Source organism: Variovorax sp. CCNWLW235, from assembly GCF_037204085.1.
Classification (GTDB): domain Bacteria; phylum Pseudomonadota; class Gammaproteobacteria; order Burkholderiales; family Burkholderiaceae_C; genus Variovorax.
In genome coordinates this window covers 1-20,341 of sequence record NZ_JBBCBW010000010.1, presented here as the reverse complement: position 1 = coordinate 20,341, position 20,341 = coordinate 1, and the positions used below count along the sequence as shown (strand labels likewise).

Sequence of the window (20,341 nt, the reverse complement as noted above, 5' to 3'; positions counted from 1 at the left end):
TCTCCTTCCCCCTCTGGGGGAAGGTCGGGATGGGGGCGGGCAGAGCGCCCGATGGATGCGCCGCGTGCCCCCACCCCAGCCCTCCCCCAGAGGGGGAGGGAGCAATATTGCTACTTCGCGCGAAACACCAGATAGCGCGCGGACAGAAAGTTCACCACCAGCCCCGCGCAACTCCCCAGTGCCACGCCGGCCGCCGGCGCCCAGGGCCCGCTGACCCAATGCAGCACCAGCACATACGCCCCATAGTTGACGACCGCGCCGCCCAGCATCGTAACCAGGTAGCCGAGATACTCGCGCAGCACTGAGGCACCGGCGTTCCGCCCGCTGAAGGTATAGCGGCGGTTCAGCGCCCACGTGGCAGTGGCTGCGGCAAGAAACGACAGCACCCGCGCCCCGTACCAACCCAGCAGCGGCGCCGCAAGGTACAGCACGCTCACGTCGACCACGAAGCCGATCGCCCCCATCACGGCGAACGACAGGAACTCCCGGCCGAGCTTCATTTGGGTGCGCGGTGGCGCACGCCCGGTGTGGCAAGGTAGCGCAGGCGCTTGGCCTCGCGGCGGCCGAGCCGGATGGCGTGCATCACCACGCCGCAGACCATCGACAGCATCGCGGCCAGCATGGCGCCGGTGGCCAGCACCGCCGTGGGGAGCCGAGGCACCAGGCCGGTGTGCATGTAGGTGAGCAGCAGCGGAAAAGCCAGCGCGATGGCGCCCGCCGCCAGCAACGCCGCAATGATCGAGAAGAACTGCAGCGGCCGCTCGCTGATGAACAGCTTGCAGATGGTCTTCAGGATGCGCCAGCCGTCGCGGTAGGTCGAGAGCTTGCTGTGCGAGCCTTCGGGCCGCGTGCTGTAGGCGGTGTCGAGCTCGGCATAGGGCATGCGCAGCTCCAGCGCGTGCACCGTGAGCTCGGTCTCGATCTCGAAGCCGTGCGAGAGCGCCGGAAACGACTTGGCGTAGCGGCGCGAGAACACGCGGTAGCCCGAGAGCATGTCGGTCAGGCCGCCGCCGAAGAGCTGCGCCACGGCGCCTGTGAGCAGCCGGTTGCCGAAGCGGTGGCCGGCGCGGTAGGTGAGCGCGTTCTGCCCGTCGTCCACGCGGCAGCCCACCACCATGTCGAGGTTGCCTGCCACCAGCGCATTCACAAGCCGGGGCGCGCTGGCCACGTCGTAGGTGGCGTCTCCGTCGACGGTCACGTACACGTCGGCCTCGACATCGGCAAACATGCGCCGCACCACGTTGCCCTTGCCCGGCGCGGCCACGTGCGTCACGAATGCGCCGCTCGCACGCGCGATGGCGGCGGTGTCGTCGGTCGAGTTGTTGTCGAAGACGTGGATCTCGGCATCGGGCAGCGCCGCCTTGAATTGCGCGACCACCTGCGCGATGGACAGCGCCTCGTTGTAGCAGGGGATCACCGCCGCGATGCGCATCGGTGCGCGGGCTGCCGCGGGTTGGTCGAGATCGGTCATGGTGCGGGAGGAAGAATACGGTAGACCCGGCTGCCGTCTTTCTCGTACTGCAGGGTGAAATATTTGTCGAAGTCGGTTCTGCCGCTGAACACCGGCACCACCGAATTCGGAAGAACGACAGCCACGAAGCCGAGGCCGCCGAGCTTGCCCGCCAGGTCCTTGCCCGACAGGCGGCCGAAGTCGGTGTAGCGCCACGGCCCGAGGGTATCGCCCCAGATCGGATTGGGGCCGTAGTAGATCGCCTCGTTCAAGTTGATCTGGTAGACGCGGCCGGTGGCGGTGCGGCGCAGGTAGTCCATGACCGCATAGCCCGGCACGTTCTGGCGCAGGAAGGCCTCGCGCTGCTCCTGTGTGGGCGAGATCATCGCGACCTTGCGCGCGGTCTGGCTCACCGACACTGCGGCCAGCACGGCCAGCAGCAGCACGGCCACCCAGTCGCCGACAAGGCCCGCGCGGCCGGAAAGAGCCCCCTCGACGGGGTTGACGATGGGGTTCGCGATTTGCCCGGACTTGGGGCCGAAGAGGCGGCGCAAACCCGTGGCGATCCAGCCGAACAGCACCTGCCAGCCGATCGCCGCCGTGAACGCGAGCAACGGAAACGACGCCGTGAGATAGCGCGGATAGCGCGAGGTCACCAGCCACACCGCTATTGAATAAAAGCAGAACCAGCCCGCGGCACGCACCGCAGCGGAGCGTTTCCACATGGCGCTGAAGGGCAGCAGCACCACCGACCAGATCAGCACGTTGGGCCGCGCGGCATGGTCGCGCACGTCGGCCAATTGCTGCACGTAGTCGGCCGGAATCCAGTCGGTAAAGCCGAACACGCGCGCCCCGATCGGGTTGAACGGGTCGCCGGTCATGATGGCGTTGCGCGCATACCAGTACACGCACGGAATCAGAAAGCAAAGCAGCGCCAGCGCCCAGGCCTTGGGCCGGCGCTCGTGCCACACGACGAACAGCGCCACCAGCGGCAGAAAGGTGAGCGCCTGGTACTTGGAGCCCGCGGCCACGCCAAGGCAGAACGCCGCCACGCCGAGCCACCGCATGCCGCCTTGCACCGGCTGCGATTCGCGCCACCACCACAGCGCCACGCACGCGCTCAGTACGAAGAGCGCCACCCCCATGTCGATGAGCGCGTTCGAATAGTCGCCAATGCCGAGCCAGATGGCCGCGCCGATGCAGGCGGTGAGCCGGTTGGCATGCTGCATGCCAAGGCGGAAGACCATCACCACCGACAGCGCGCCGGCCAGCGCATTGAGGAAGTGCGGCAGCACGTCGTCGCCCACCTGCAGCGCGGCGGCATAAAGCAGGTTGTAGTTGTACGGAAACCAGGGGTAGCGCAGCCACTCGTGGATGCCCAATACGCCCTGCTCCGCCACCTGCCGCGCATAGGGCAGGTGGTACATCAGCTCGTCGAAGGCGACGGGCGGTGCGAGCGGCGCGACCAGCGCGGGCAGCGCCACCAGCGCCAATGCCATCGCGGCGATCTTGTCGGCGCGGGTCCACGGCGCGGCAGGTGCGGTGCCGGCCCGAAGCGTGCGCACTTCGCGCAGCCAGGGCCGCAGCTGCAACGCAGCCGCCAACACGCCGGCGGCAATCAGCGCGACGGTGGCGCCCACCTTGAAGGCACCGAAGATGGCCAGTGCCTGGAAGCCGCAGATGAAGATGCCCACGCCCAGTGCCGCGGACATCGAGGCTTCGAGCCAGGCGTCCCGGCGCGGCGGCGGCGCAAGGCGCGCCAGCACTGCGCGCCCGAAACCCCAGCAGCCGACGACAAAGACGGCCAGCGCCGCGTAGTGCGCGGCAGCAAATATCAACTTCTGAATAACAACTCCCGGCGCCGGTCGGCCATGCCGGCCGGCAGGTTCAAAGGTTCGGCGCCAGCAGGCGCTCGAGATCGGATTCGCTTTCCTTGCGCCGCGCGGCCTGGTCCTGCAGCTGGTCGTGCCCGATCTTGCCGACGTTGAAGTACGTCGAGTCGGGGTGGCTCAGGTAGAAACCACTGACGCTGGCGGCGGGCATCATAGCGAGGCTTTCCGTCAGGGTCATGCCAATGTCCGCGCAGTTCAGAAGGTCGAACATCGGGCGCTTCACGCTGTGGTCGGGGCAGGCCGGGTAGCCGGGCGCGGGGCGAATGCCGCGGTATTTCTCCGCGATCATGTCTTCGTTGCTCAGGCCCTCGTCGGGCGCGTAGCCCCACAGGTCGGTGCGCACGCGGTGGTGCAGCGACTCGGCAAAGGCCTCGGCCAGCCGGTCGGCCAGCGCCTTCAGCATGATGGCGGAGTAGTCGTCGAGGTCGTCGATGAAATACTTTTCTTTCTTTTCGACACCCAGGCCCGCGGTCACCGCGAACACGCCCACGTAGTCCTTCAGGCCGGTCTCTTTGGGCGCGACGAAGTCGGCGAGGCAGCGGCTCGGCCGGGTGACGCCGTCGATCACCTGCTTCTCGGTCTGCTGGCGCATGCCGTACCAGGTCATGGCAACTTCGCTGCGCGTCTCGTCGGTGTAGAGCTCGATGTCGTCGTCGTTCACCGTGTTGGCGGGCCAGAAGCCGACCACGCCACTTGCGCTGAGCCAGCGGCCCTCGATCAGGCGCTTGAGCATGCGCTGGCCGTCGGCGTACACGCGCACGGCTTCGGTGCCCACGATCTCGTCTTTCAGGATGGCGGGAAATGGGCCGGCCAGGTCCCAGGTCTGGAAGAAGGGGCCCCAGTCGATGTACTTCGCGAGCTCGGTGAGGTCGAAGTTCTTGAACACGCGGCGGCCGATGAACTTGGGCACGGGCGGCGTGTAGTGGGTCCAGTCGACGGGCGTCTTGTTGGCGCGCGCCTTGGCCAGCGGCCACATCGGCACCTGCTTCTTGTTGGCGTGCTGCGTGCGCACCTTCTCGTAGTCGGCGTTGATCTCGTCGATGTACGCGGTGGCCTGGTCGCTCAAGAGGCTCTGCGCCACGCTCACGCTGCGCGAGGCATCGGGCACGTAGACCACCGGGCCTTCGTAGTGCGGCGCAATCTTGACGGCCGTGTGCACGCGGCTGGTGGTGGCGCCGCCGATGAGCAGCGGAATCTTCTTGATGCGGAAGTGGTCGTCCTTCTGCATCTCGCCGGCCACGTACTGCATTTCTTCCAGGCTCGGCGTGATGAGGCCCGAGAGGCCGACGATGTCCGCGCCCTCGACCTTCGCCTTGGCCAGAATTTCGTGGCACGGGACCATCACGCCCATGTTCACCACCTCGAAGTTGTTGCACTGGAGCACGACGGTGACGATGTTCTTGCCGATGTCGTGCACGTCGCCCTTCACGGTGGCGATGATGATCTTGCCCTTGGTACGCACGTCGCGGCCCGCGGCCTCGTCCTGGCGCTTTTCTTCCTCGATGTAGGGAATGAGGTGGGCCACGGCCGACTTCATCACGCGCGCCGACTTCACCACCTGCGGCAGGAACATCTTGCCCTGGCCGAACAGGTCGCCCACGATGTTCATGCCGTCCATGAGCGGCCCTTCGATCACGTGCAGCGGGCGCCCGCCCTTGGCAAGGATCTGCTGGTAGGCCTCTTCGGTGTCTTCGACGATGAAGTCGGTGATGCCGTGCACCATGGCGTGCGACAGGCGCTGGTTCACGTGCACCGGGTTCTCCGGCGTGCCGCGCCACTCGAGCTTCTTGCTGTCGTCCTTGGCGCCGCTCTTGGCGGTCTCGGCCACTTCGACCAGTCGCTCTCCCGCATCGGGACGGCGGTTCAGCACCACGTCTTCCACGCGCTCGCGCAGGGTCGGCTCCAGGTCGTCGTACACGCCCACCATGCCGGCGTTGACGATGCCCATGTCCATGCCCGCCTTGATGGCGTGGTACAGGAACACCGTGTGAATCGCTTCGCGCACCGGGTCGTTCCCGCGGAAGCTGAAGCTCACGTTGCTCACGCCGCCCGACACCTTGGCACCCGGCAGGTTGGCCTTGATCCAGCGCACCGCGTTGATGAAGTCGACCGCGTAGTTGTCGTGCTCCTCGATGCCGGTGGCAATCGCGAAAATGTTGGGGTCGAAGATGATGTCCTCGGGCGGAAAGCCCACCTCGTCCACCAGGATGCGGTAGGCCCGTTCGCAGATCTCGATCTTGCGCTCGTAGGTGTCGGCCTGGCCCTTCTCGTCGAAGGCCATCACCACCGCGGCGGCGCCGTAGCGCTTCACCAGCTTGGCCTCTTGCTTGAACTTGTCGACCCCCTCCTTCATGGAGATGGAGTTGACGATGCCCTTGCCCTGGATGCAGCGCAGGCCGGCCTCGATCACTTCCCACTTGGAGCTGTCGACCATCACCGGCACGCGCGCAATGTCGGGCTCGCTCGCAATCAGGTTCAAGAAGCGGACCATCGCGGCCTTGCTGTCGAGCATGGCCTCGTCCATGTTGATGTCGATCACCTGGGCGCCGTTCTCGACCTGCTGGCGTGCAACGGCCAGGGCGTCTTCGAACTGGCCGTTCAGGATCATCCGCGCGAAAGCCTTGGAGCCGGTGACGTTGGTGCGCTCGCCGATGTTGACGAACAGCGACCCGGAATCGATGGCCACCGGTTCGAGGCCGGACAGCTTCATCGGGGGAACGGAGGGCGCGGGAACATCGCTCATGGGGGGCTCACCTGTGCAGGAAAAAACGTCAGGTGAGCGTCGTTTGCGGCTTGCGCCCCGGCCAACGGGGCGCCTTCCAAGCCTGACGGCGGGCCGGTTGACTGGGGCCGCCGCTGCAACGCTCCTTGGAAGGGAGCGCAATTTTACCGGCTGCGGCAAGGGCCGCGGCCGTGGGGGATGTTCAGGCCCCCTGCCCGGCCGTGGCGGCGGTGCCGATGGGCGCAGCCGAGGCCGGCAAGCCGAACACCCGGTCAAAGGCCCAATTGAAGACGAAGGTGTAGACCAGGAAGAACACCACCAGCCCCAAGTCCATGACCAGCGCCTGCCAGAGCGACACGCCCAGGCCCCAGGCAAAGAGCGGCACCAGGAAAGCAATCAGCCCGCCCTCGAAGCCGATGGCATGCGCAATGCGCCGGCGCACGCTGCGCCCGCGCACCGCCTGGCGCGACTCCCAGCGCTCGAACAGGGCGTTGAAAACCAGGTTCCAGATCACCGCGATGACCGAGGCCGCCACCGCCAGCACGCCGGAATGGCCCAACCCGGCATCCGTCATCAACGCCAGGCCGGCACTGGCGGCCACGATGGCGATTCCCTCGTAGAGAGTGATGTAGACAACACGGCGCTGAAACCCCTGCATGAACGTTTCCTCTGGCAAATGAAGGTGATGGCTGGACTTTATTTGCCTCGTGCTGATATAAAAAGTTAAGTTATTTCAATTTAATTGATAGATCGGAGCGGCTGAATGGCCTTTTCCAGCGACACCGTGGAAGTCTTCCTGTCCGTCATCGACCACGGCTCTTTTTCGGCGGCGGCGCGCGCGCTGCACAAGGTGCCCTCGGCCGTGAGCATGGCCATTGCCAACCTGGAGGCCGAGCTCGCGCTGCCGCTCTTCGACCGCAGCGGCCGCGAGCCGCAGCCGACCGCGGCGGCCCGCTCGCTGGAGCCGCAAGCGCGGCTCTTGGCGGCCCAGTTGAAGCAGCTGCAGGTGCAGGCCCTGGCGCTCACGCAGGGGCTCGAAAACCGCCTCACGCTGGCCATTGCGCCGGAGTTGCTGGCCGCGCCATGGAGTGCGCCGCTGGCTGCGCTGGCCGAGGAATATCCGCTGCTGCAGGTCGAGGTGCTGGCTGCTCCGCAGGCCGACGCGCTGGCGCTGCTGCACAGCGGGCGCGCCCAGCTGGCGCTGGTGTTCGAGCGCCCCAGCCTCGACGGCCGGGAGGGTTTCCAGGAAGTGGGCAGCGACACCATGGTGGCCGTGATGGCGCCGCACCATCCCGTGCTGCTTGCGGCGGCCGGTGAGCGCCTGCGCGAAGAACACCTCACCAACACCCGGCAGATCGTGGTGGCCGGGCGCGACCTGGCGACCAGCGACCCACGCTTCGTGTTCGCGCGCCATGTCTGGCGCACCGACAACGCGCTGGCCGCTCTCAGCCTGATCACCGCGGGGCTGGGCTGGGGCTGGCTGCCGCGCAACTTTGCCAAGCCCCACGTGGCCGCCGGTGCGCTGGTCGAGATTCCTTTTGAAAACCTGAGCAACGGGCTCGACCTGTGGGTCGACGTGGTGTGGTCGCGCGAGCGGCCGCTGGGGCTGGGCGCGCAGCGCTTCGTGGCGCTGATTGCGCGCGACCGGCAGGCCGCGGCGGGGATTCCGTCCGCGGGCTAGCTAGCTAGTCGCGGTGACCGTGTCCGCCGCCCTTGCCACCGCCTCCGCCGTGGCCTCCACCCTTGCCGCCGCCGTCGCCTCCGTGGCGACCGCCCCCTCCGCCACCACCGCCCCCGTCACCACGGCCGTGGCGTCCGCCCCCGCCGCCGCCTCCGGGGTGCATTTGCGGCTGGCCGGGCGGCGGTCCGGGCCGGAAGGCCGGCTGCGGCCGGGGCGGCTTGAAACCGGGGTCCGAAGGCGGACGGAAGTCCGGCCTGGGCTGCGGTGGGCGTTGCCCCTGTGCATGCTGCGGGCGAACGCCCGGCCCCGGCGCGGGCTTGAAACCCGGGCCTGGCCACGGCTTGGGTTGCCAGGCCGGCCGCACGGGCGGCGGCGGACGCCAGCCGGGCATCGGCGGAGGCGGCGGCCGGCTGCCCCACCAGCGCCGCTCGCCGTACCAGGGCCGGTCGCGGTAGTAGTTGGACCAGTAGTTGCCGATCACGAAGGTCACGACCGGCACGCCGATCACCGCCGCGTAGGTCGAGAGCGGCACGCGCTGCTCCTGGTAGGCGTAGTCGAGGCTGCGCGCCCAGACCCAGCCGCGCCCGCCGTCGGGCAGCACCACGTCGCACCAGCTATAGCCGCCGGTACAACCCATCACGTCGAGCGGCTGGCCCGGCGCGAGGCGTGCCACCAGCGGGTAGTCGCCTGAGGGGCCCGCGCGCATGTTGACGGTGCCGCGCGTGAAGGCCTGCTGCGCCGAGGCCGCCAAGGGCAGCGCCAAGGCAAGCGCGCCGATGCCGACCCAGCGCGTGGGAAATGTGTAGTTCATGAATAGGCTTCCTTTGCGCCGCCAGCCTAGGCGGCGGCCCGGATGCCGTCAATCAGCCGGGGGCGCGAACGCCCTGTGGGCCTGGTCAGGCCGCTTCGCGGTAGAAGCCGGCGTTGTTGTTCAACAGCCTTCCGGGCACAGGCGCCACGGCCTGGCCGATCGCCGCGATGTGGTCCGGCGTGGTGCCGCAGCAGCCGCCGACGATGTTCACCAGCCCTTCGGCCGCAAACTCGTGCAGCAGCCGCGAGGTGACGTCCGGCGTCTCGTCGAAGCCGGTTTCGCTCATCGGGTTGGGCAGGCCCGCGTTCGGGTAGCAGCTGATGAAGGTGTCGCCCGCCACCTTGGCCAGTTCCTGGATGTAGGGGCGCATCAGCGCCGCGCCCAGCGCGCAGTTCAGCCCCACGGCCAGCGGCTGCGCATGGCGCACGCTGTGCCAGAAGGCGGTCACGGTCTGGCCGCTCAGGATGCGGCCCGAGGCGTCGGTCACGGTGCCGCTGATGATGAGCGGCAGGCGCTGGCCGCTGTTGTCGAAATACTCGTCCACCGCGAACAGCGCGGCCTTGGCGTTGAGCGTGTCGAAAATTGTTTCGACCAGGATCACGTCGGCGCCGCCCTCGACCAGCGCCTCGGTCTGCTCGTAGTAGGCCGCGCGCAGTTGCTCGAAGTCGACATTGCGCGCACCCGGGTCGTTCACGTCGGGGCTGATGCTCGCCGTCTTGGGCGTCGGGCCCAGGGCGCCGGCCACGAAGCGGGGCTTGTCGGGCGTGCTGAACTTGTCGCAGGCTGCGCGCGCGAGCTTGGCGGATTCGAGGTTCATCTCGCGCGCCAGGTGCGCCATCTTGTAGTCCTCCTGCGCGATGGTCGTCGCGCCGAAGGTGTTGGTCTCGATGAGGTCGGCGCCCGCCGCAAGGTAGCCCTCGTGGATGTCGCGGATCACGTCGGGCCGGGTCAGCGAGAGCAGCTCGTTGTTGCCCTTCACGTCGCGTTCGAAGTCCTTGAAGCGCTCGCCGCGGTACTGCTCTTCGGTGAGCTTGAAGCGCTGGATCATCGTGCCCATGGCGCCGTCGAGGATGGCGATGCGCTTTTCGAGGATGCCGGCGAGTGCCTGGCCGCGGGTGTAGATGACGGGCTTCATAGGTCCCGATTGTAGGAAGCGGGGCTGCCCCTCGCGGCCGTCAGTGCTTTAGCGGCTTTCGACGAATGCCAGCACCGCCTCGATCATCCGCCGCACATGCGGCTGCACGCCCGCCGCCACCTCAGGCAGGTAGTCGAAGGGCAGCTTCTCCTGCATGTAGCTCGACTGCGTCATTTCCAGCTGCACCGCGTGCACCCCGGCGGCCGGGTTGCCGTACTGGCGTGTGATGTGGCCGCCCTTGAAGCGGCCGTTGAGCACGCCGGTGTAGCCGGTGGCCGATTCGGCGATGCTGAGCAGCGTGGCCGCCAGCGCCGGGTCGCAGCTCGTGCCGTTGCCGGTGCCCAGGTTCAGGTCGGGCAGCTTGCCTTCGAAGAAGCGCGGCAGCACCGAGCGGATCGAATGGGCGTCCCACAGCGCGATGGTGCCGTGTGCGGCCTTCAGGCGGTCGAGCTCGGCCTGCAGTTGCTGGTGGTACGGGCGCCAGACCGCTTCGCGCCGAGCGGCGACTTCTTCGTCGCCAGGCAGATCGTCGCTGGATGCGTAGACGGGCGTGTCGTCGAAGGTGTCGACGGGGCACAGGCCGGTGACGCTCTGGCCCGGGTACAGGCTTGCGCCGTCCGGCGGACGGTTCAGGTCGATCACGTAGCGCGAGTGCGTGGCAACGAGCACCGAGGCGCCGAGTTCGTCGGCAAAGTCGTAGAGCCGCTCGAGGTGCCAGTCGGTGTCGGGCACATGGCGCGCCTCTTCGGTAAAGCGGGCGGCCAGCGCGGGCGGCACGTAGGTGCCGACGTGCGGCATGGAGATGAGCAAGGGACGCGTGCCCTGGCGAAAGCGGAATGCGGGTTCTGTGGTGGTGAAACTCATGGGGCTCAATTTTCCAGAAGAAGCTGGCCGCGCGCGGCGACGAATGCGGCGGCGGCCTCGTTGTGCAATGCGTGGCGGCCCGCCTGCACGCGCGGCCGGCCCGCCACCCACACGGTGTCGATGGCCGAAGTGCGGTGGCTGGCAAAGACGTGCGACGACAGCATGTCGGGCGCTGGCAAGCCCTGCAGCGCGAGCTGCGCGGCGTCGAGCACGACGAAATCGGCTTGCTGCCCGACCGCCAGCCCGCCGATGGGCCGGCCCGCGGCCTGCGCGCCGCCGCGCACCGCTTCGAGCGTGAGCGCGGTGGCCACGTGCGGCTGCGCCGTGCTCGCGCCGACGTTGCGCTGCCTCTTGCCCAGGCGCTGGCTGTATTCGAGCATCAGCAGCTCTTCGGCCGCGTTCACGGTGGCATGGCTGTCGGAGCCCACGCCCCAGGCGCCGCCGTGGTGGCGCCATGCTGAAAAGTCGAAGATGCCGTCGCCGAGGTTGGCTTCGGTGGTGGGGCACAAGCCCGCCACCGCGCCGCTCTTTGCGCCACGCTCGTATTCGGCCATGTCCATGTGCGTGGCATGCACGAGGCACCAGCGCGCATCGACCGGCGCATGGTCGAGCAGCCAGGCCACCGGGCGTTGGCCGCTCCAGGCCATGCAATCGTCGACTTCCTTGGTCTGCTCGGCAATGTGGATGTGGATCGGCGCGGCGGAGTCGATGGCTTCGAGGCCCGTCACGGCTTCACGCAGGGCATCGGGGGGCACGGCGCGCAGCGAGTGCGGCGCAAGGCCCAGCCGCGCGCCCTGTGCATCGCACACGGGCTTGAGCGCCTCGAGCAGGCGCAGCATCGAATCGGTCGAGCGGATGAAACGGCGCTGCCCTTCGTTGGGCGGCAGGCCGCCGAAGCCGCTGGTCTGGTAGAGCACCGGCAGCAGCGTGAAGCCGATGCCCACCTTTTGCGCGGCGCGCAGCAGCGCGAGGCTCAGCGTCGCATCGTCCGCATAAGGGCGGCCGTCGGCATCGTGGTGCACGTATTGAAACTCGCACACGCTGGTGTAGCCGGCCTCGAGCATTTCGGCATAGAGCCAGGTGGCAATGGCTTCCATGTGCTGCGGCCCGAGACGCGCGGCAAAGCGGTACATCAGCGTGCGCCAGCTCCAAAAGCTGTCGTGCTGCTCTGCGCGGTGTTCGGTGAGGCCCGCAAAGGCGCGCTGGAAGGCGTGCGAATGCAGGTTGGGCATGCCGGGGATCACGGGGCCGTTTGCTACCTGCGCGCCGGCTGTCGGCTGAGCTGCGGACCGCACCTGCGTGAGCTGGCCGGCATCGTTCCACGTCAAGAGCACGTTGCTGGCCCAACCATCGGGCAGCAATGCGTCGGCTGCAAACAGCGTGCGCGTCATGCGGCGGCTCCCACGGCAATGCGGCCCTGCCGAACCACGGTGCGCACCGGGCGCTGGCCGAACCAGTAGGCCAGCTCGGCCGCTTCGCGCACGTTCCACAGCACGAAGTTGGCGGGCATGCCTGCGGCGATGGCGCCGTGCGTGTCCTGCAGGCCCAGCGCACGCGCCGCGTGCACCGTAACGCCGGCCAGCGCCTCGGGCACGGTCAGGCGGAACAGCGTGCATGCCATGTTCATCATCAACAGCAAGCTCAGCGCGGGCGATGTGCCGGGGTTGTGGTCGGTCGACACGGCCATCGGCACGCCGGCGGCGCGTAGCGCCTCGATGGGCGGCAGGTGCGTGTCGCGCAGCGTGTAGTAGGCGCCGGGCAGCAGCACGGCCACGGTGCCCGACCGGCGCATGGCTTCGATGCCCTCGGCCGACAGGTGCTCGATGTGGTCGCACGAAAGCGCACCGTAGCGTGCAGCGAGCGCCGCGCCGCCCATGTCGGAGAGCTGCTCTGCGTGCAGCTTGACCGGCAGGCCCAGCGCTTGGGCGGCCTTGAAGACCTGCTCGGTTTCGGCCAGCGAAAACGCGATGCGTTCGCAGAACACGTCCACCGCATCGACCAGCCCTCCGGCCGCGAGCGCGGGCAGCATCTGGCTGCAGACAAGGTCGATGTAGTCGCCGCTGCGGCCTGCGTATTCGGGCGGCAGCGCATGCGCGCCGAGAAAGGTGGTGCGCACGGTTACGCCGTAGGCCTCGCCAAGGCGCCGCGCCACACGCAGTTGCTTGCGCTCGTGCTCGAGCGAAAGGCCGTAGCCCGACTTGATTTCGATGGCGCAGACGCCGTCGGCCAGCAATTGCTCGAGCCGGGGCGCGGCTTGCGCGAAGAGCGTGTCTTCATCGGCTTCGCGCGTGGCACGCACCGACGAGACGATGCCGCCGCCCGCCTTGGCCACTTCTTCGTAGCTGGCCCCTGCGAGCCGCATCGCGAACTCGTTGGCACGCTGGCCGCCGTAGACCAGGTGGGTGTGGCAATCGACCAGCCCCGGCGTGACGAGCGCGCCGCCGCCGTCGTGCGGTGCAAGGCCGGCAAATTCGGCGGGCAGCGCCTGGCGTGCGCCTACCCAGCGGACCTTGCCCCCTGCCACCGCGATGGCGGCATCAGCAGCCGCTTCGGGCACTATGCCCGGCGCCGCATCGGGCGCCAGGCGAAGGCCAGTCCAGAGGCCATCGGCCGAGGGGAACGAGGTTGCGGATGTCATGGGTCTCTTTCGGTATTCCAGAGCTTACGCCGGCACGATGCGAACCGCCGCCAGCCGCGCGCCTTCTTCCTCCGGCACGGCTTGCCATGCCTGCGCGTCTTCGGCCCAGTACACGCCCTCGCCCTCGGCGCGCGCCTCGCCGTTCAGACGCCATGTGCCGCGCAGCGCAAGCAGCACGCCGTGCGGCGCGGGCTCCACCACCGAGGGCTCGGCAAGCACCTGCACTTCGGCGCGCCACCGGCCGCGCCGCGCCATGATGTTGAAGTCGTTCGACGCACCGCCGAGCAGCGCGCAATCGATCGCCTCGTCGCCGCTGAAAGTGAACGGCCGGTGCGGTGCGTCGAGCCGGTGGTCCGTTCGCCCGTCGGGCGTGAACAGCCGCACGCCGTCGCCTTCGAGCAGCATGATGCTGCGGTCGACGCCTTCGAACACCGAGAACGGCCCCGGCGCCGCGATGGTCGCGATGCTCGCGCGCCAGCTGAAGTCGTCGAGTCCCGCGCCCTCGGGCCAGCTGACGATTTCCTGCGTGGTGCCGCCGCCGTTCTTCCAGGGTTTGGCCGGGAGCTCGGTGCGGGAAAAGCGAACCACGTTCATCGCATCAGCCCGCCTTGCCGCAGCTTCTGCTCGAAGTGCCTGAGAACCAGCGTCATCGTGCCCGTGAGCACGAAGTACACGAGCGCGATGGCAAGGTACACCTCCAGCGAGCGGTAGGACACGCTGATGATCTTCTGCCCTTCATGCATCACGTCGTGAATGGTGAGCAGCGACACCAGTGCCGAGTTCTTGATGAGCGCGATGAACTCGTTGCCCAGCGGCGGGATCATGCGCACCACGGCCTGCGGCAGCACGATCTCGCGCATCGCCGTGGCGGGTGTCATGCCCAGCGACTGGGCCGCCATGGTCTGGCCCTTGTCGATCGACTGGATGGCGCCGCGCACGATCTCCGACACATACGCGCCCGAGTACACGCCCAGCCCCAGCACGCCGCACAGGAAGGCCGGCAGCAGGATGCCGAAATGCGGCAGACCGAAGAACAAGATGAACAGCTGCACCAGCAGCGGCGTGCCGCGAATCGCCGCCACATAGGCCGTGCATAGGCCGTAGAGCCAACGCCGCTTCGGGTTGAGCCGCCCGATGCCGACCACGAGGCCCAGCACGCAGCCGAGAGCAAGCGCGCAGGCGGTAATTTCTACCGTGACGAGCGCACCGCGCAGCAGGTCGGGCCAGCCTTGCCAGACCGGCGAGAAATCGAGATCCATGAGCCGACCGGGTTACTTCGCGCTGGCGTTGAACCACTTCGCGACGATTTGCGCATAGGTGCCATCAGCCTTGAGCTTCTCGATGGCGCCGTTCACGGCCTTGGTGAGCTCGGGCGTGTCCTTGCGGATGGCCATGCCGTATTCCTCGGTGGTGATCTGCTCGGGCAGCACCTTCAGGCCGCCGCGCGTGCGCACGTACTGGTAGGCGGCGGGCTTGCCGGTCACGGCCGCATCGGCGCGGCCGATGTCCACCAGGTTGAACATCTCCTGGTTCTTCTCGACTTCCATCAACTGCACCTGCGGATACTTTTCCTTGGTGTAGGAGACCGACTTGGTGCCAACCTGCACGCTGACCTTCTTGCCGTTGATGTCGGCCGGGGTCTTGATGGCGGTGTTGCCGTCCTTCACCATCACCACCAGGCCGCCCGCGTAGTAGGGCACCGTGAAGTCGACGACCTTCTTGCGCTCGTCGGTGATGTAGATGGCCGACACGGCCATGTCGAAGCGCTTGGAGATGAGGCCCGGCACCAGGCCCTTGAAGTCGATGTCGATCCATTCGATCTTGCGGCCCAGCGTCTTGCCGATCGCTTCGACCAACTCCACGTCGAAGCCCGTGCGCTTGCCGTTCTCGACGAACTCCATCGGCGGAAAGGTGGCATCGGTGGCCACGCGCAGCGGCTCGCCCTGCGCTTGCGCGGTGGCGGCAAAGCCGAAGAAGGCAAGGCTGGAGAGTGCGGCGGCAATGAGGGTGCGGCGGGTGTTCATGTGAAGGCTTCCGTGAGTTGAAAGAAAGAAAGAAAAATTTCGTGCAGCGTGGCCGACTACTGCAGCGCGCGTGAAATGCGTGCCGCCGTGACAACGGTCATGTGCAGCAATGCAGCTTCCATGCCCTCGACACGCGTGAGCGGGGCCATGAGCGTGATCGCGCCCCGCAGGCGCCGGCCCGATGCAAGCACCGGTGCGCTCGCGCCCCACACGCCGGCATCGACCTCGCCATGCGTCACGGCATGGCCGGCTTCGCGAATCGCATCGAGCTCTGCGGCACGCTGTGCGCGGCGCTCGGGGCTTTCGCCGAATGCGTCGAGCAGTGCATCGCGCTGGTCGGTCGGCATGTGGGCCAGCAGGCACTTGGCGCTGGCGCCGTCGCGCGCCGGCACGCTGCGGCCGCGGTCGAACGAACAGCGCAGCGACTGTTCGCTGTCGATCATCTCCAGGCACACCACGCGGTCGTTCACGGCCGTGATCAGCGCCACGCTTTCGCGGCTCTGCTGCGCGAGCGCGCGCATGTCGGCGCGCGCCGCCAACACGAGGTCGGAGTTGCCGTCGAAGCCGGTCGCAAGCTGCACGCTCACCGGCCCCGGCGAGTAGCGCCCTTCGGCCTCCATGACGAAGCCCCAGCGCCGCAGCGTGGCGATCTGCCGGTACAGCGTGCTCTGCGACAGGCCGGTGGCCTGCATCAGCTCGGCGGCCGACATGGCCGCCTTGCTCTGCGCCAGCACCGACAGCACCAGCAGGGCTCGGTCGTTGTGGGCAGAAGCTTCGGGCGGCGTCATCGGGAGCGGTCGCGAGAGGTCGAAAAGTGGGTGCGGCGTGCAGTATCTTGTCCGCCGTTCCCACGTCCAAGCCTTGATTCCCACTGAGTGGGAATCGGCGCGTTTTTTCTTTCTACCTTCGTCTTACTGCTTCACTCCGGGTCAGCGCACCATCGGCAACTTGAGGCCCTGCTTCTTCGCGGTGGCCACCGCAATGTCGTAGCCCGCATCGGCATGGCGCATGACGCCGGTGGCCGGATCGTTCCACAGCACGCGCTCGATGCGCTTGGCGGCCGCATCGGTGCCGTCGCACACGATGACCACGCCCGAGTGCTGCGAGTAGCCCATGCCCACGCCGCCGCCGTGGTGCAGGCTGACCCAGGTGGCGCCGCCCGCGGTGTTGAGCAGCGCGTTGAGCAGCGGCCAGTCGCTCACCGCATCGGTGCCGTCCTTCATTGCTTCGGTCTCGCGGTTGGGGCTGGCCACGGAGCCGGTGTCCAGGTGGTCGCGGCCGATGACGATGGGCGCCTTGAGCTCGCCGTTCTTCACCATCTCGTTGAAGGCCAGGCCGGCGATGTGGCGCTCGCCCAAGCCGAGCCAGCAGATGCGCGCCGGCAGGCCCTGGAAGGCGATGCGCTCGCGCGCCATGTCGAGCCAGCGGTGCGTGTGGGTGTTCTCGGGGAACAGCTCCTTGATCTTGGCGTCGGTCTTGTAGATGTCTTCAGGGTCGCCCGACAGCGCCACCCAGCGGAACGGGCCCTTGCCTTCGCAGAACAGCGGACGGATGTAGGCCGGCACGAAGCCCGGAAAGTCGAACGCGTTTTTCACGCCTTCGTCGAAAGCGACCTGGCGGATGTTGTTGCCGTAGTCGACCGTGGGAATGCCCATGGCCTGGAAGTCGAGCATGGCCTGCACGTGCACGGCGCACGATTTGGCGGCGGCCTTCTTGAGCGCGTCGTGCTGCGAGGCGTCCTTCATCGCGGCCTGCCATTGCGGCACGCTCCAGCCCGAAGGCAGGTAGCCGTTGATGAGGTCGTGCGCCGAGGTCTGGTCGGTCACGAGGTCGGGCTTGATGCCGCCGGCCTTCGCACGCTTCACCAGCTCGGGCAATACGTCGGCCGCGTTGCCGAGCAGCGCGATCGACACGGCTTCCTTCGCATCGCAATGCTGCTTGATGAGTTCGAGCGCATGGTCGATGTCGCGCGCCTGCTTGTCGACGTAGCGCGTGCGCAGGCGAAAGTCGATGCTGGTCTGCTGGCACTCGATGTTGAGCGACACCGCACCCGCCAGCGTGGCTGCGAGCGGCTGCGCGCCGCCCATGCCGCCGAGGCCGGCCGTGAGAATCCACTTGCCCGCAAGGCTGTTGTTGTAGTGCTGACGGCCGGCTTCGACAAAGGTTTCGAAGGTGCCTTGCACGATGCCCTGGCTGCCGATGTAGATCCAGCTGCCCGCGGTCATCTGGCCGTACATGAAGAGGCCCTGGCGATCGAGCTCGTTGAAGTGCTCCCAGTTGGCCCACTTGGGTACGAGGTTCGAATTGGCGAGCAGCACGCGCGGCGCGTTCTCGTGCGTCTTGAACACGCCGACCGGCTTGCCCGATTGAATGAGCAGCGTCTCGTCGTCGTTCAGCTCCTTCAGCGAAGCGAGGATCTGGTCGTAGCAGGCCCAGTTGCGCGCGGCGCGGCCGATACCGCCGTACACCACGAGATCTTGCGGACGTTCGGCCACCTCTGCGTCGAGGTTGTTCTGCAGCATGCGAAACGGGGCCTCGGTGAGCCAGCTCTTGCAGTTCAGTTCGCTGCCGCGCGGCGCGCGGATCACCCGCGTGGGGTCATGGCGCGGGTCGGTGTTTTGCAGCGGGAGCTTTTCGGGTGCGTTCATGGCGAGGTTCTCCTTGATCGGTGTGTTCAGGCGTGGCTGGGCAGGATGTTCAAAAGCGCGGCGGGCAACTCGGCCTTCAGTGCCCACTGGCGCATGGCTTCGATGTCGGGCGCGAGGTAGCGGTCGGTTTCAAGAAAAGCGACCTTCTGGCGGATGTTGGCGAATTCGGTTTCGACCAGGGGCGAGCTCTTGAGGTTTCGGTTGAGTTCGATGCCTTGCGCTGCGGCCATGGCTTCGATGCCGACCACGACTGCGGTGTTGTTGACCATGTCGCCGAGGCGCCGTGCCGCGAAGGTGGCCATGGACACATGGTCTTCCTGGTTGGCCGAAGTGGGCAGGCTGTCGACGCTGGCGGGATGCGCGAGCGACTTGTTCTCCGAAGCGAGCGCGGCCGCCGTGACCTGCGCAATCATGAAGCCCGAGTTCAGGCCGCCGTCGCGCACCAGGAACGGCGGCAGGCCCGAAATTCCGGTGTCGAGCAAGAGAGCGATGCGCCGCTCGGAAATGGCGCCGACCTCGCTCACGGCCAGCGCGATGATGTCGGCCGCAAAGGCCACCGGCTCGGCGTGGAAGTTGCCGCCCGAAATCACTTCGCCTGTGTCGGTAAAGACCAGCGGGTTGTCCGACGCGGCATTGGCCTCGATCACCAGCACGCGCGCAGCATGCGCGAGGTTGTCGAGGCAGGCGCCCATGACCTGCGGAATGCAGCGCACCGAGTACGGGTCTTGCACGCGGCCGCACGCTGCGTGCGACGGCACGATCTCGCTGCCCTCGAGCAGCGTGCGCACCGCGCCCGCCACCGCAATTTGCCCCGGCTGGCCGCGCGCTGCGTGAATGCGCGCATCGAAGGGCTTGATCGAACCCTGGATAGCCTCGAGCGAGAGCGCACCCGACATCAGCGCCGAGGCGAACACGTCTTCGGCGCCGAACAGCCCGGCGAGCGCGAGGGCGGTCGACACCTGCGTGCCGTTGAGCAGCGCCAAGCCTTCCTTGGGGCCGAGCACGAAGGGCTCCAGGCCGACGAGGCGCATGGCCTCGGCACCGCTGACGACGGTGCCGTCGGCAGTGGTTGCCTCGCCCTCGCCGATGAGCACGCAAGCCATGTGCGCGAGCGGCGCGAGGTCGCCCGATGCGCCAACCGAGCCCTTGCACGGAATGCGCGGCATGACGCCTGCATTGAACAGCGCCAGCAAGGCATCGACCAGCGCGGGCCGCACCCCCGAGTGGCCGCGCGCCAGGCTCACCGCCTTGGTGGCCAGCACCATGCGCACCACCGGCGCAGCCAGCGGCTCACCCGTGCCCACGCTGTGCGAGAGCACGAGGTTGCGCTGCAAGTCGGCCAGGTGGTCGTTGCCGATGCGCGTGCTCGCGAGCTTGCCGAAGCCGGTGTTGATGCCGTAGACCACTTGGTCGTTGTCGACGATGTGGCGCACCGCCGCTTCGGCGCGCGCCATGCCGTCCTGCACCGACGGGTCGAGCGCCAGCCGCACGCCGCCGGCCTGGATGCGGCGCAGCATGGCGAGGTCCACCTTGCCGGGCGTGAGAGTCAGGGTGGCGGGAGCGTGATTGTTTGTTGGCATATGAACCTGTCTATACAAGTGGTTGCGAGAGAAGACCTACGGTTTCCGCGACAAAAAAATCAGCCGAACGACGGGTTGCCGTCGGCTTTGAATCGGCTGCCGAGGCTGTAGCGCGAAGCGGGATGAAGGCACCGCACCCAGGTGACGGGCGTGTTGCGCGTCCATGTGCGGCGCGTGAGCAGCAGGCAGGGGTCGGTGGGTTCCATCACGAGGCGGCTCGCCTGCTCGGCGGTGGGCAGCACGGCATCGACGACGTGTTCGATCTGGTCGAAGGGCACGTTGCGCACCAAATATTCGCTGGGGGCAACGGCGGCAAAGTCCTGCTCGAGGTAATCGGGCACGACCTGCGGATTGACGTACCGTTCTTCGAGCTGCACCGGGGTGTCGTTCTCCAGGTGCAGGCAAACACTGTGGAACACCGAGGTGCCTGCGCGCATGTCGAGCCAGGCCGCCACGTCGGGCGAAGCGGCAATGCGTTCGACTGCAAGCATCTCGCAGCGGTAGTCATGGCCGCGCTGGCGGATTTCGCTGGCAATGTTAGCGATCTGCAGCAACGTGGACTGGGGCTTGTTCTCGGCGACGAAGCTGCCAACACCGGCCATGCGCACGATGCGGCCCTGTTCCATCAACTCGCGCAACGCGCGGTTCACGGTCATGCGGGAAATGCCGAACTGCGCAACCAATTCGCTTTCGGAGGGCAGGCGGTGGCCGGCGGGCCAGGTGCCGTCCTGGATCTTGCGGGAGATGTGATCCTTGACTTGCGCATAGAGCGCGAGGGAGGGGAGGTCGCGCTTCATGTCAGCGTTCCTACGCGCCGCTGTTCAGGGCGTGTGCACAGGCCACCGGGTACTCCCCTCCGCGAATGTCCCCCGCCTTCGGCTCCTCCTTTATTTCGC

At 67.5% G+C, this 20,341-nt stretch carries 18 protein-coding genes and 1 riboswitch; of the genes, 1 reads left to right on the top strand and 17 read right to left on the bottom strand.

The features are described from left to right. Positions 1 to 110: 110 nt before the first annotated feature. The 5 genes from V9L21_RS13470 to V9L21_RS13450 form a co-directional block, all read right to left on the bottom strand. Entirely contained in the window at positions 111 to 500 is a 390-nt protein-coding gene (locus tag V9L21_RS13470; protein WP_337312587.1) for a GtrA family protein, read from the bottom strand. Next, positions 497 to 1,471, bottom strand: coding sequence for a glycosyltransferase family 2 protein (locus V9L21_RS13465; protein WP_337312585.1), 975 nt, complete (start codon positions 1,469 to 1,471; stop codon positions 497 to 499). The genes V9L21_RS13470 and V9L21_RS13465 overlap by 4 nt, the downstream gene beginning before the upstream one ends. Further along, positions 1,468 to 3,285, bottom strand: coding sequence for an ArnT family glycosyltransferase (locus V9L21_RS13460; protein WP_443304868.1), 1,818 nt, complete (start codon positions 3,283 to 3,285; stop codon positions 1,468 to 1,470). The genes V9L21_RS13465 and V9L21_RS13460 overlap by 4 nt, the downstream gene beginning before the upstream one ends. Positions 3,286 to 3,337: 52 nt before the next feature. After that, the gene (gene metH, locus V9L21_RS13455) at positions 3,338 to 6,052 is read right to left on the bottom strand and encodes a methionine synthase (RefSeq protein ID WP_443304866.1); all 2,715 of its coding nucleotides are present in this window, start codon (positions 6,050 to 6,052) and stop codon (positions 3,338 to 3,340) included. 60 nt (positions 6,053 to 6,112) lie between these two features. Beyond that, a riboswitch (S-adenosyl-L-homocysteine riboswitch) is annotated at positions 6,113 to 6,218 on the bottom strand. Positions 6,219 to 6,266: 48 nt separating this feature from the next. Further along, a complete protein-coding gene (locus V9L21_RS13450; protein ID WP_337312579.1) occupies positions 6,267 to 6,722 on the bottom strand; it encodes a PACE efflux transporter in 456 nt (151 codons plus the stop codon). A 105-nt stretch (positions 6,723 to 6,827) separates the two neighbouring features. On the opposite strand from V9L21_RS13450, the gene V9L21_RS13445 reads away from it, so the two are divergent. Continuing rightward, entirely contained in the window at positions 6,828 to 7,745 is a 918-nt protein-coding gene (locus V9L21_RS13445) for a LysR family transcriptional regulator (RefSeq protein ID WP_337312577.1), read from the top strand. A gap of 4 nt (positions 7,746 to 7,749) precedes the next feature. Here the strand turns inward: V9L21_RS13445 and V9L21_RS13440 are convergent, their stop codons facing one another. The 12 genes from V9L21_RS13440 to hutC form a co-directional block, all read right to left on the bottom strand. Then, positions 7,750 to 8,556, bottom strand: coding sequence for an SH3 domain-containing protein (locus tag V9L21_RS13440; protein WP_337312575.1), 807 nt, complete (start codon positions 8,554 to 8,556; stop codon positions 7,750 to 7,752). A gap of 85 nt (positions 8,557 to 8,641) precedes the next feature. Beyond that, positions 8,642 to 9,691, bottom strand: a complete 1,050-nt coding sequence (locus V9L21_RS13435; RefSeq protein WP_281149082.1) for a homocysteine S-methyltransferase family protein — start codon at positions 9,689 to 9,691, stop codon at positions 8,642 to 8,644. A gap of 48 nt (positions 9,692 to 9,739) precedes the next feature. Then, entirely contained in the window at positions 9,740 to 10,555 is an 816-nt protein-coding gene (gene hutG / locus V9L21_RS13430; RefSeq protein ID WP_337312573.1) for an N-formylglutamate deformylase, read from the bottom strand. A 5-nt stretch (positions 10,556 to 10,560) separates the two neighbouring features. After that, positions 10,561 to 11,946, bottom strand: a complete 1,386-nt coding sequence (locus tag V9L21_RS13425) for a formimidoylglutamate deiminase (protein ID WP_337312571.1) — start codon at positions 11,944 to 11,946, stop codon at positions 10,561 to 10,563. Further along, complete coding sequence (hutI, locus tag V9L21_RS13420; RefSeq protein WP_337312569.1) at positions 11,943 to 13,193, bottom strand: imidazolonepropionase; 1,251 nt, start codon at positions 13,191 to 13,193, stop codon at positions 11,943 to 11,945. Before hutI ends, V9L21_RS13425 begins: the two co-directional genes overlap by 4 nt. A gap of 24 nt (positions 13,194 to 13,217) precedes the next feature. After that, positions 13,218 to 13,787 carry a HutD/Ves family protein gene (locus tag V9L21_RS13415; protein WP_337312566.1) on the bottom strand — a complete coding sequence of 190 codons (570 nt, stop codon included), beginning with the start codon at positions 13,785 to 13,787 and terminating at the stop codon, positions 13,218 to 13,220. Beyond that, the gene (locus tag V9L21_RS13410; protein WP_337312564.1) at positions 13,784 to 14,452 is read right to left on the bottom strand and encodes an amino acid ABC transporter permease; all 669 of its coding nucleotides are present in this window, start codon (positions 14,450 to 14,452) and stop codon (positions 13,784 to 13,786) included. The genes V9L21_RS13415 and V9L21_RS13410 overlap by 4 nt, the downstream gene beginning before the upstream one ends. A 12-nt stretch (positions 14,453 to 14,464) precedes the next feature. After that, positions 14,465 to 15,217, bottom strand: coding sequence for a transporter substrate-binding domain-containing protein (locus tag V9L21_RS13405; protein WP_157611260.1), 753 nt, complete (start codon positions 15,215 to 15,217; stop codon positions 14,465 to 14,467). A 56-nt stretch (positions 15,218 to 15,273) separates the two neighbouring features. Continuing rightward, entirely contained in the window at positions 15,274 to 16,005 is a 732-nt protein-coding gene (locus V9L21_RS13400; RefSeq protein WP_337312561.1) for an IclR family transcriptional regulator, read from the bottom strand. Between the two features lie 141 nt (positions 16,006 to 16,146). After that, complete coding sequence (gene hutU / locus V9L21_RS13395) at positions 16,147 to 17,865, bottom strand: urocanate hydratase (RefSeq protein ID WP_337312559.1); 1,719 nt, start codon at positions 17,863 to 17,865, stop codon at positions 16,147 to 16,149. A gap of 26 nt (positions 17,866 to 17,891) precedes the next feature. After that, on the bottom strand, positions 17,892 to 19,445 hold the full coding sequence (gene hutH, locus V9L21_RS13390; protein WP_337312557.1) for a histidine ammonia-lyase: 1,554 nt from the start codon (positions 19,443 to 19,445) through the stop codon (positions 17,892 to 17,894). Positions 19,446 to 19,504: 59 nt separating this feature from the next. Continuing rightward, positions 19,505 to 20,242: a histidine utilization repressor gene (hutC, locus tag V9L21_RS13385; protein ID WP_337312555.1), complete on the bottom strand. Its 738-nt coding sequence runs from the start codon at positions 20,240 to 20,242 to the stop codon at positions 19,505 to 19,507. Between the last annotated feature and the right edge of the window lie 99 nt (positions 20,243 to 20,341).

Excerpts from the sequence above, each read along its gene's own strand:
- V9L21_RS13440 (WP_337312575.1), bottom strand. The coding sequence starts at position 8,556 with ATGAACTACACATTTCCCACGCGCTGGGTCGGCATCGGCGCGCTTGCC.
- V9L21_RS13410 (WP_337312564.1), bottom strand. The coding sequence starts at position 14,452 with ATGGATCTCGATTTCTCGCCGGTCTGGCAAGGCTGGCCCGACCTGCTG.
- V9L21_RS13470 (WP_337312587.1), bottom strand. The coding sequence starts at position 500 with ATGAAGCTCGGCCGGGAGTTCCTGTCGTTCGCCGTGATGGGGGCGATC.
- metH (WP_443304866.1), bottom strand. The coding sequence starts at position 6,052 with ATGAAGCTGTCCGGCCTCGAACCGGTGGCCATCGATTCCGGGTCGCTG.
- hutU (WP_337312559.1), bottom strand. The coding sequence starts at position 17,865 with ATGAACGCACCCGAAAAGCTCCCGCTGCAAAACACCGACCCGCGCCAT.
- hutC (WP_337312555.1), bottom strand. The coding sequence starts at position 20,242 with ATGAAGCGCGACCTCCCCTCCCTCGCGCTCTATGCGCAAGTCAAGGAT.
- V9L21_RS13445 (WP_337312577.1), top strand. The coding sequence starts at position 6,828 with ATGGCCTTTTCCAGCGACACCGTGGAAGTCTTCCTGTCCGTCATCGAC.
- V9L21_RS13415 (WP_337312566.1), bottom strand. The coding sequence starts at position 13,787 with ATGAACGTGGTTCGCTTTTCCCGCACCGAGCTCCCGGCCAAACCCTGG.
- hutI (WP_337312569.1), bottom strand. The coding sequence starts at position 13,193 with ATGACATCCGCAACCTCGTTCCCCTCGGCCGATGGCCTCTGGACTGGC.
- hutH (WP_337312557.1), bottom strand. The coding sequence starts at position 19,445 with ATGCCAACAAACAATCACGCTCCCGCCACCCTGACTCTCACGCCCGGC.
- hutG (WP_337312573.1), bottom strand. The coding sequence starts at position 10,555 with ATGAGTTTCACCACCACAGAACCCGCATTCCGCTTTCGCCAGGGCACG.
- V9L21_RS13425 (WP_337312571.1), bottom strand. The coding sequence starts at position 11,946 with ATGACGCGCACGCTGTTTGCAGCCGACGCATTGCTGCCCGATGGTTGG.
- V9L21_RS13400 (WP_337312561.1), bottom strand. The coding sequence starts at position 16,005 with ATGACGCCGCCCGAAGCTTCTGCCCACAACGACCGAGCCCTGCTGGTG.
- V9L21_RS13450 (WP_337312579.1), bottom strand. The coding sequence starts at position 6,722 with ATGCAGGGGTTTCAGCGCCGTGTTGTCTACATCACTCTCTACGAGGGA.
- V9L21_RS13465 (WP_337312585.1), bottom strand. The coding sequence starts at position 1,471 with ATGACCGATCTCGACCAACCCGCGGCAGCCCGCGCACCGATGCGCATC.
- V9L21_RS13405 (WP_157611260.1), bottom strand. The coding sequence starts at position 15,217 with ATGAACACCCGCCGCACCCTCATTGCCGCCGCACTCTCCAGCCTTGCC.
- V9L21_RS13435 (WP_281149082.1), bottom strand. The coding sequence starts at position 9,691 with ATGAAGCCCGTCATCTACACCCGCGGCCAGGCACTCGCCGGCATCCTC.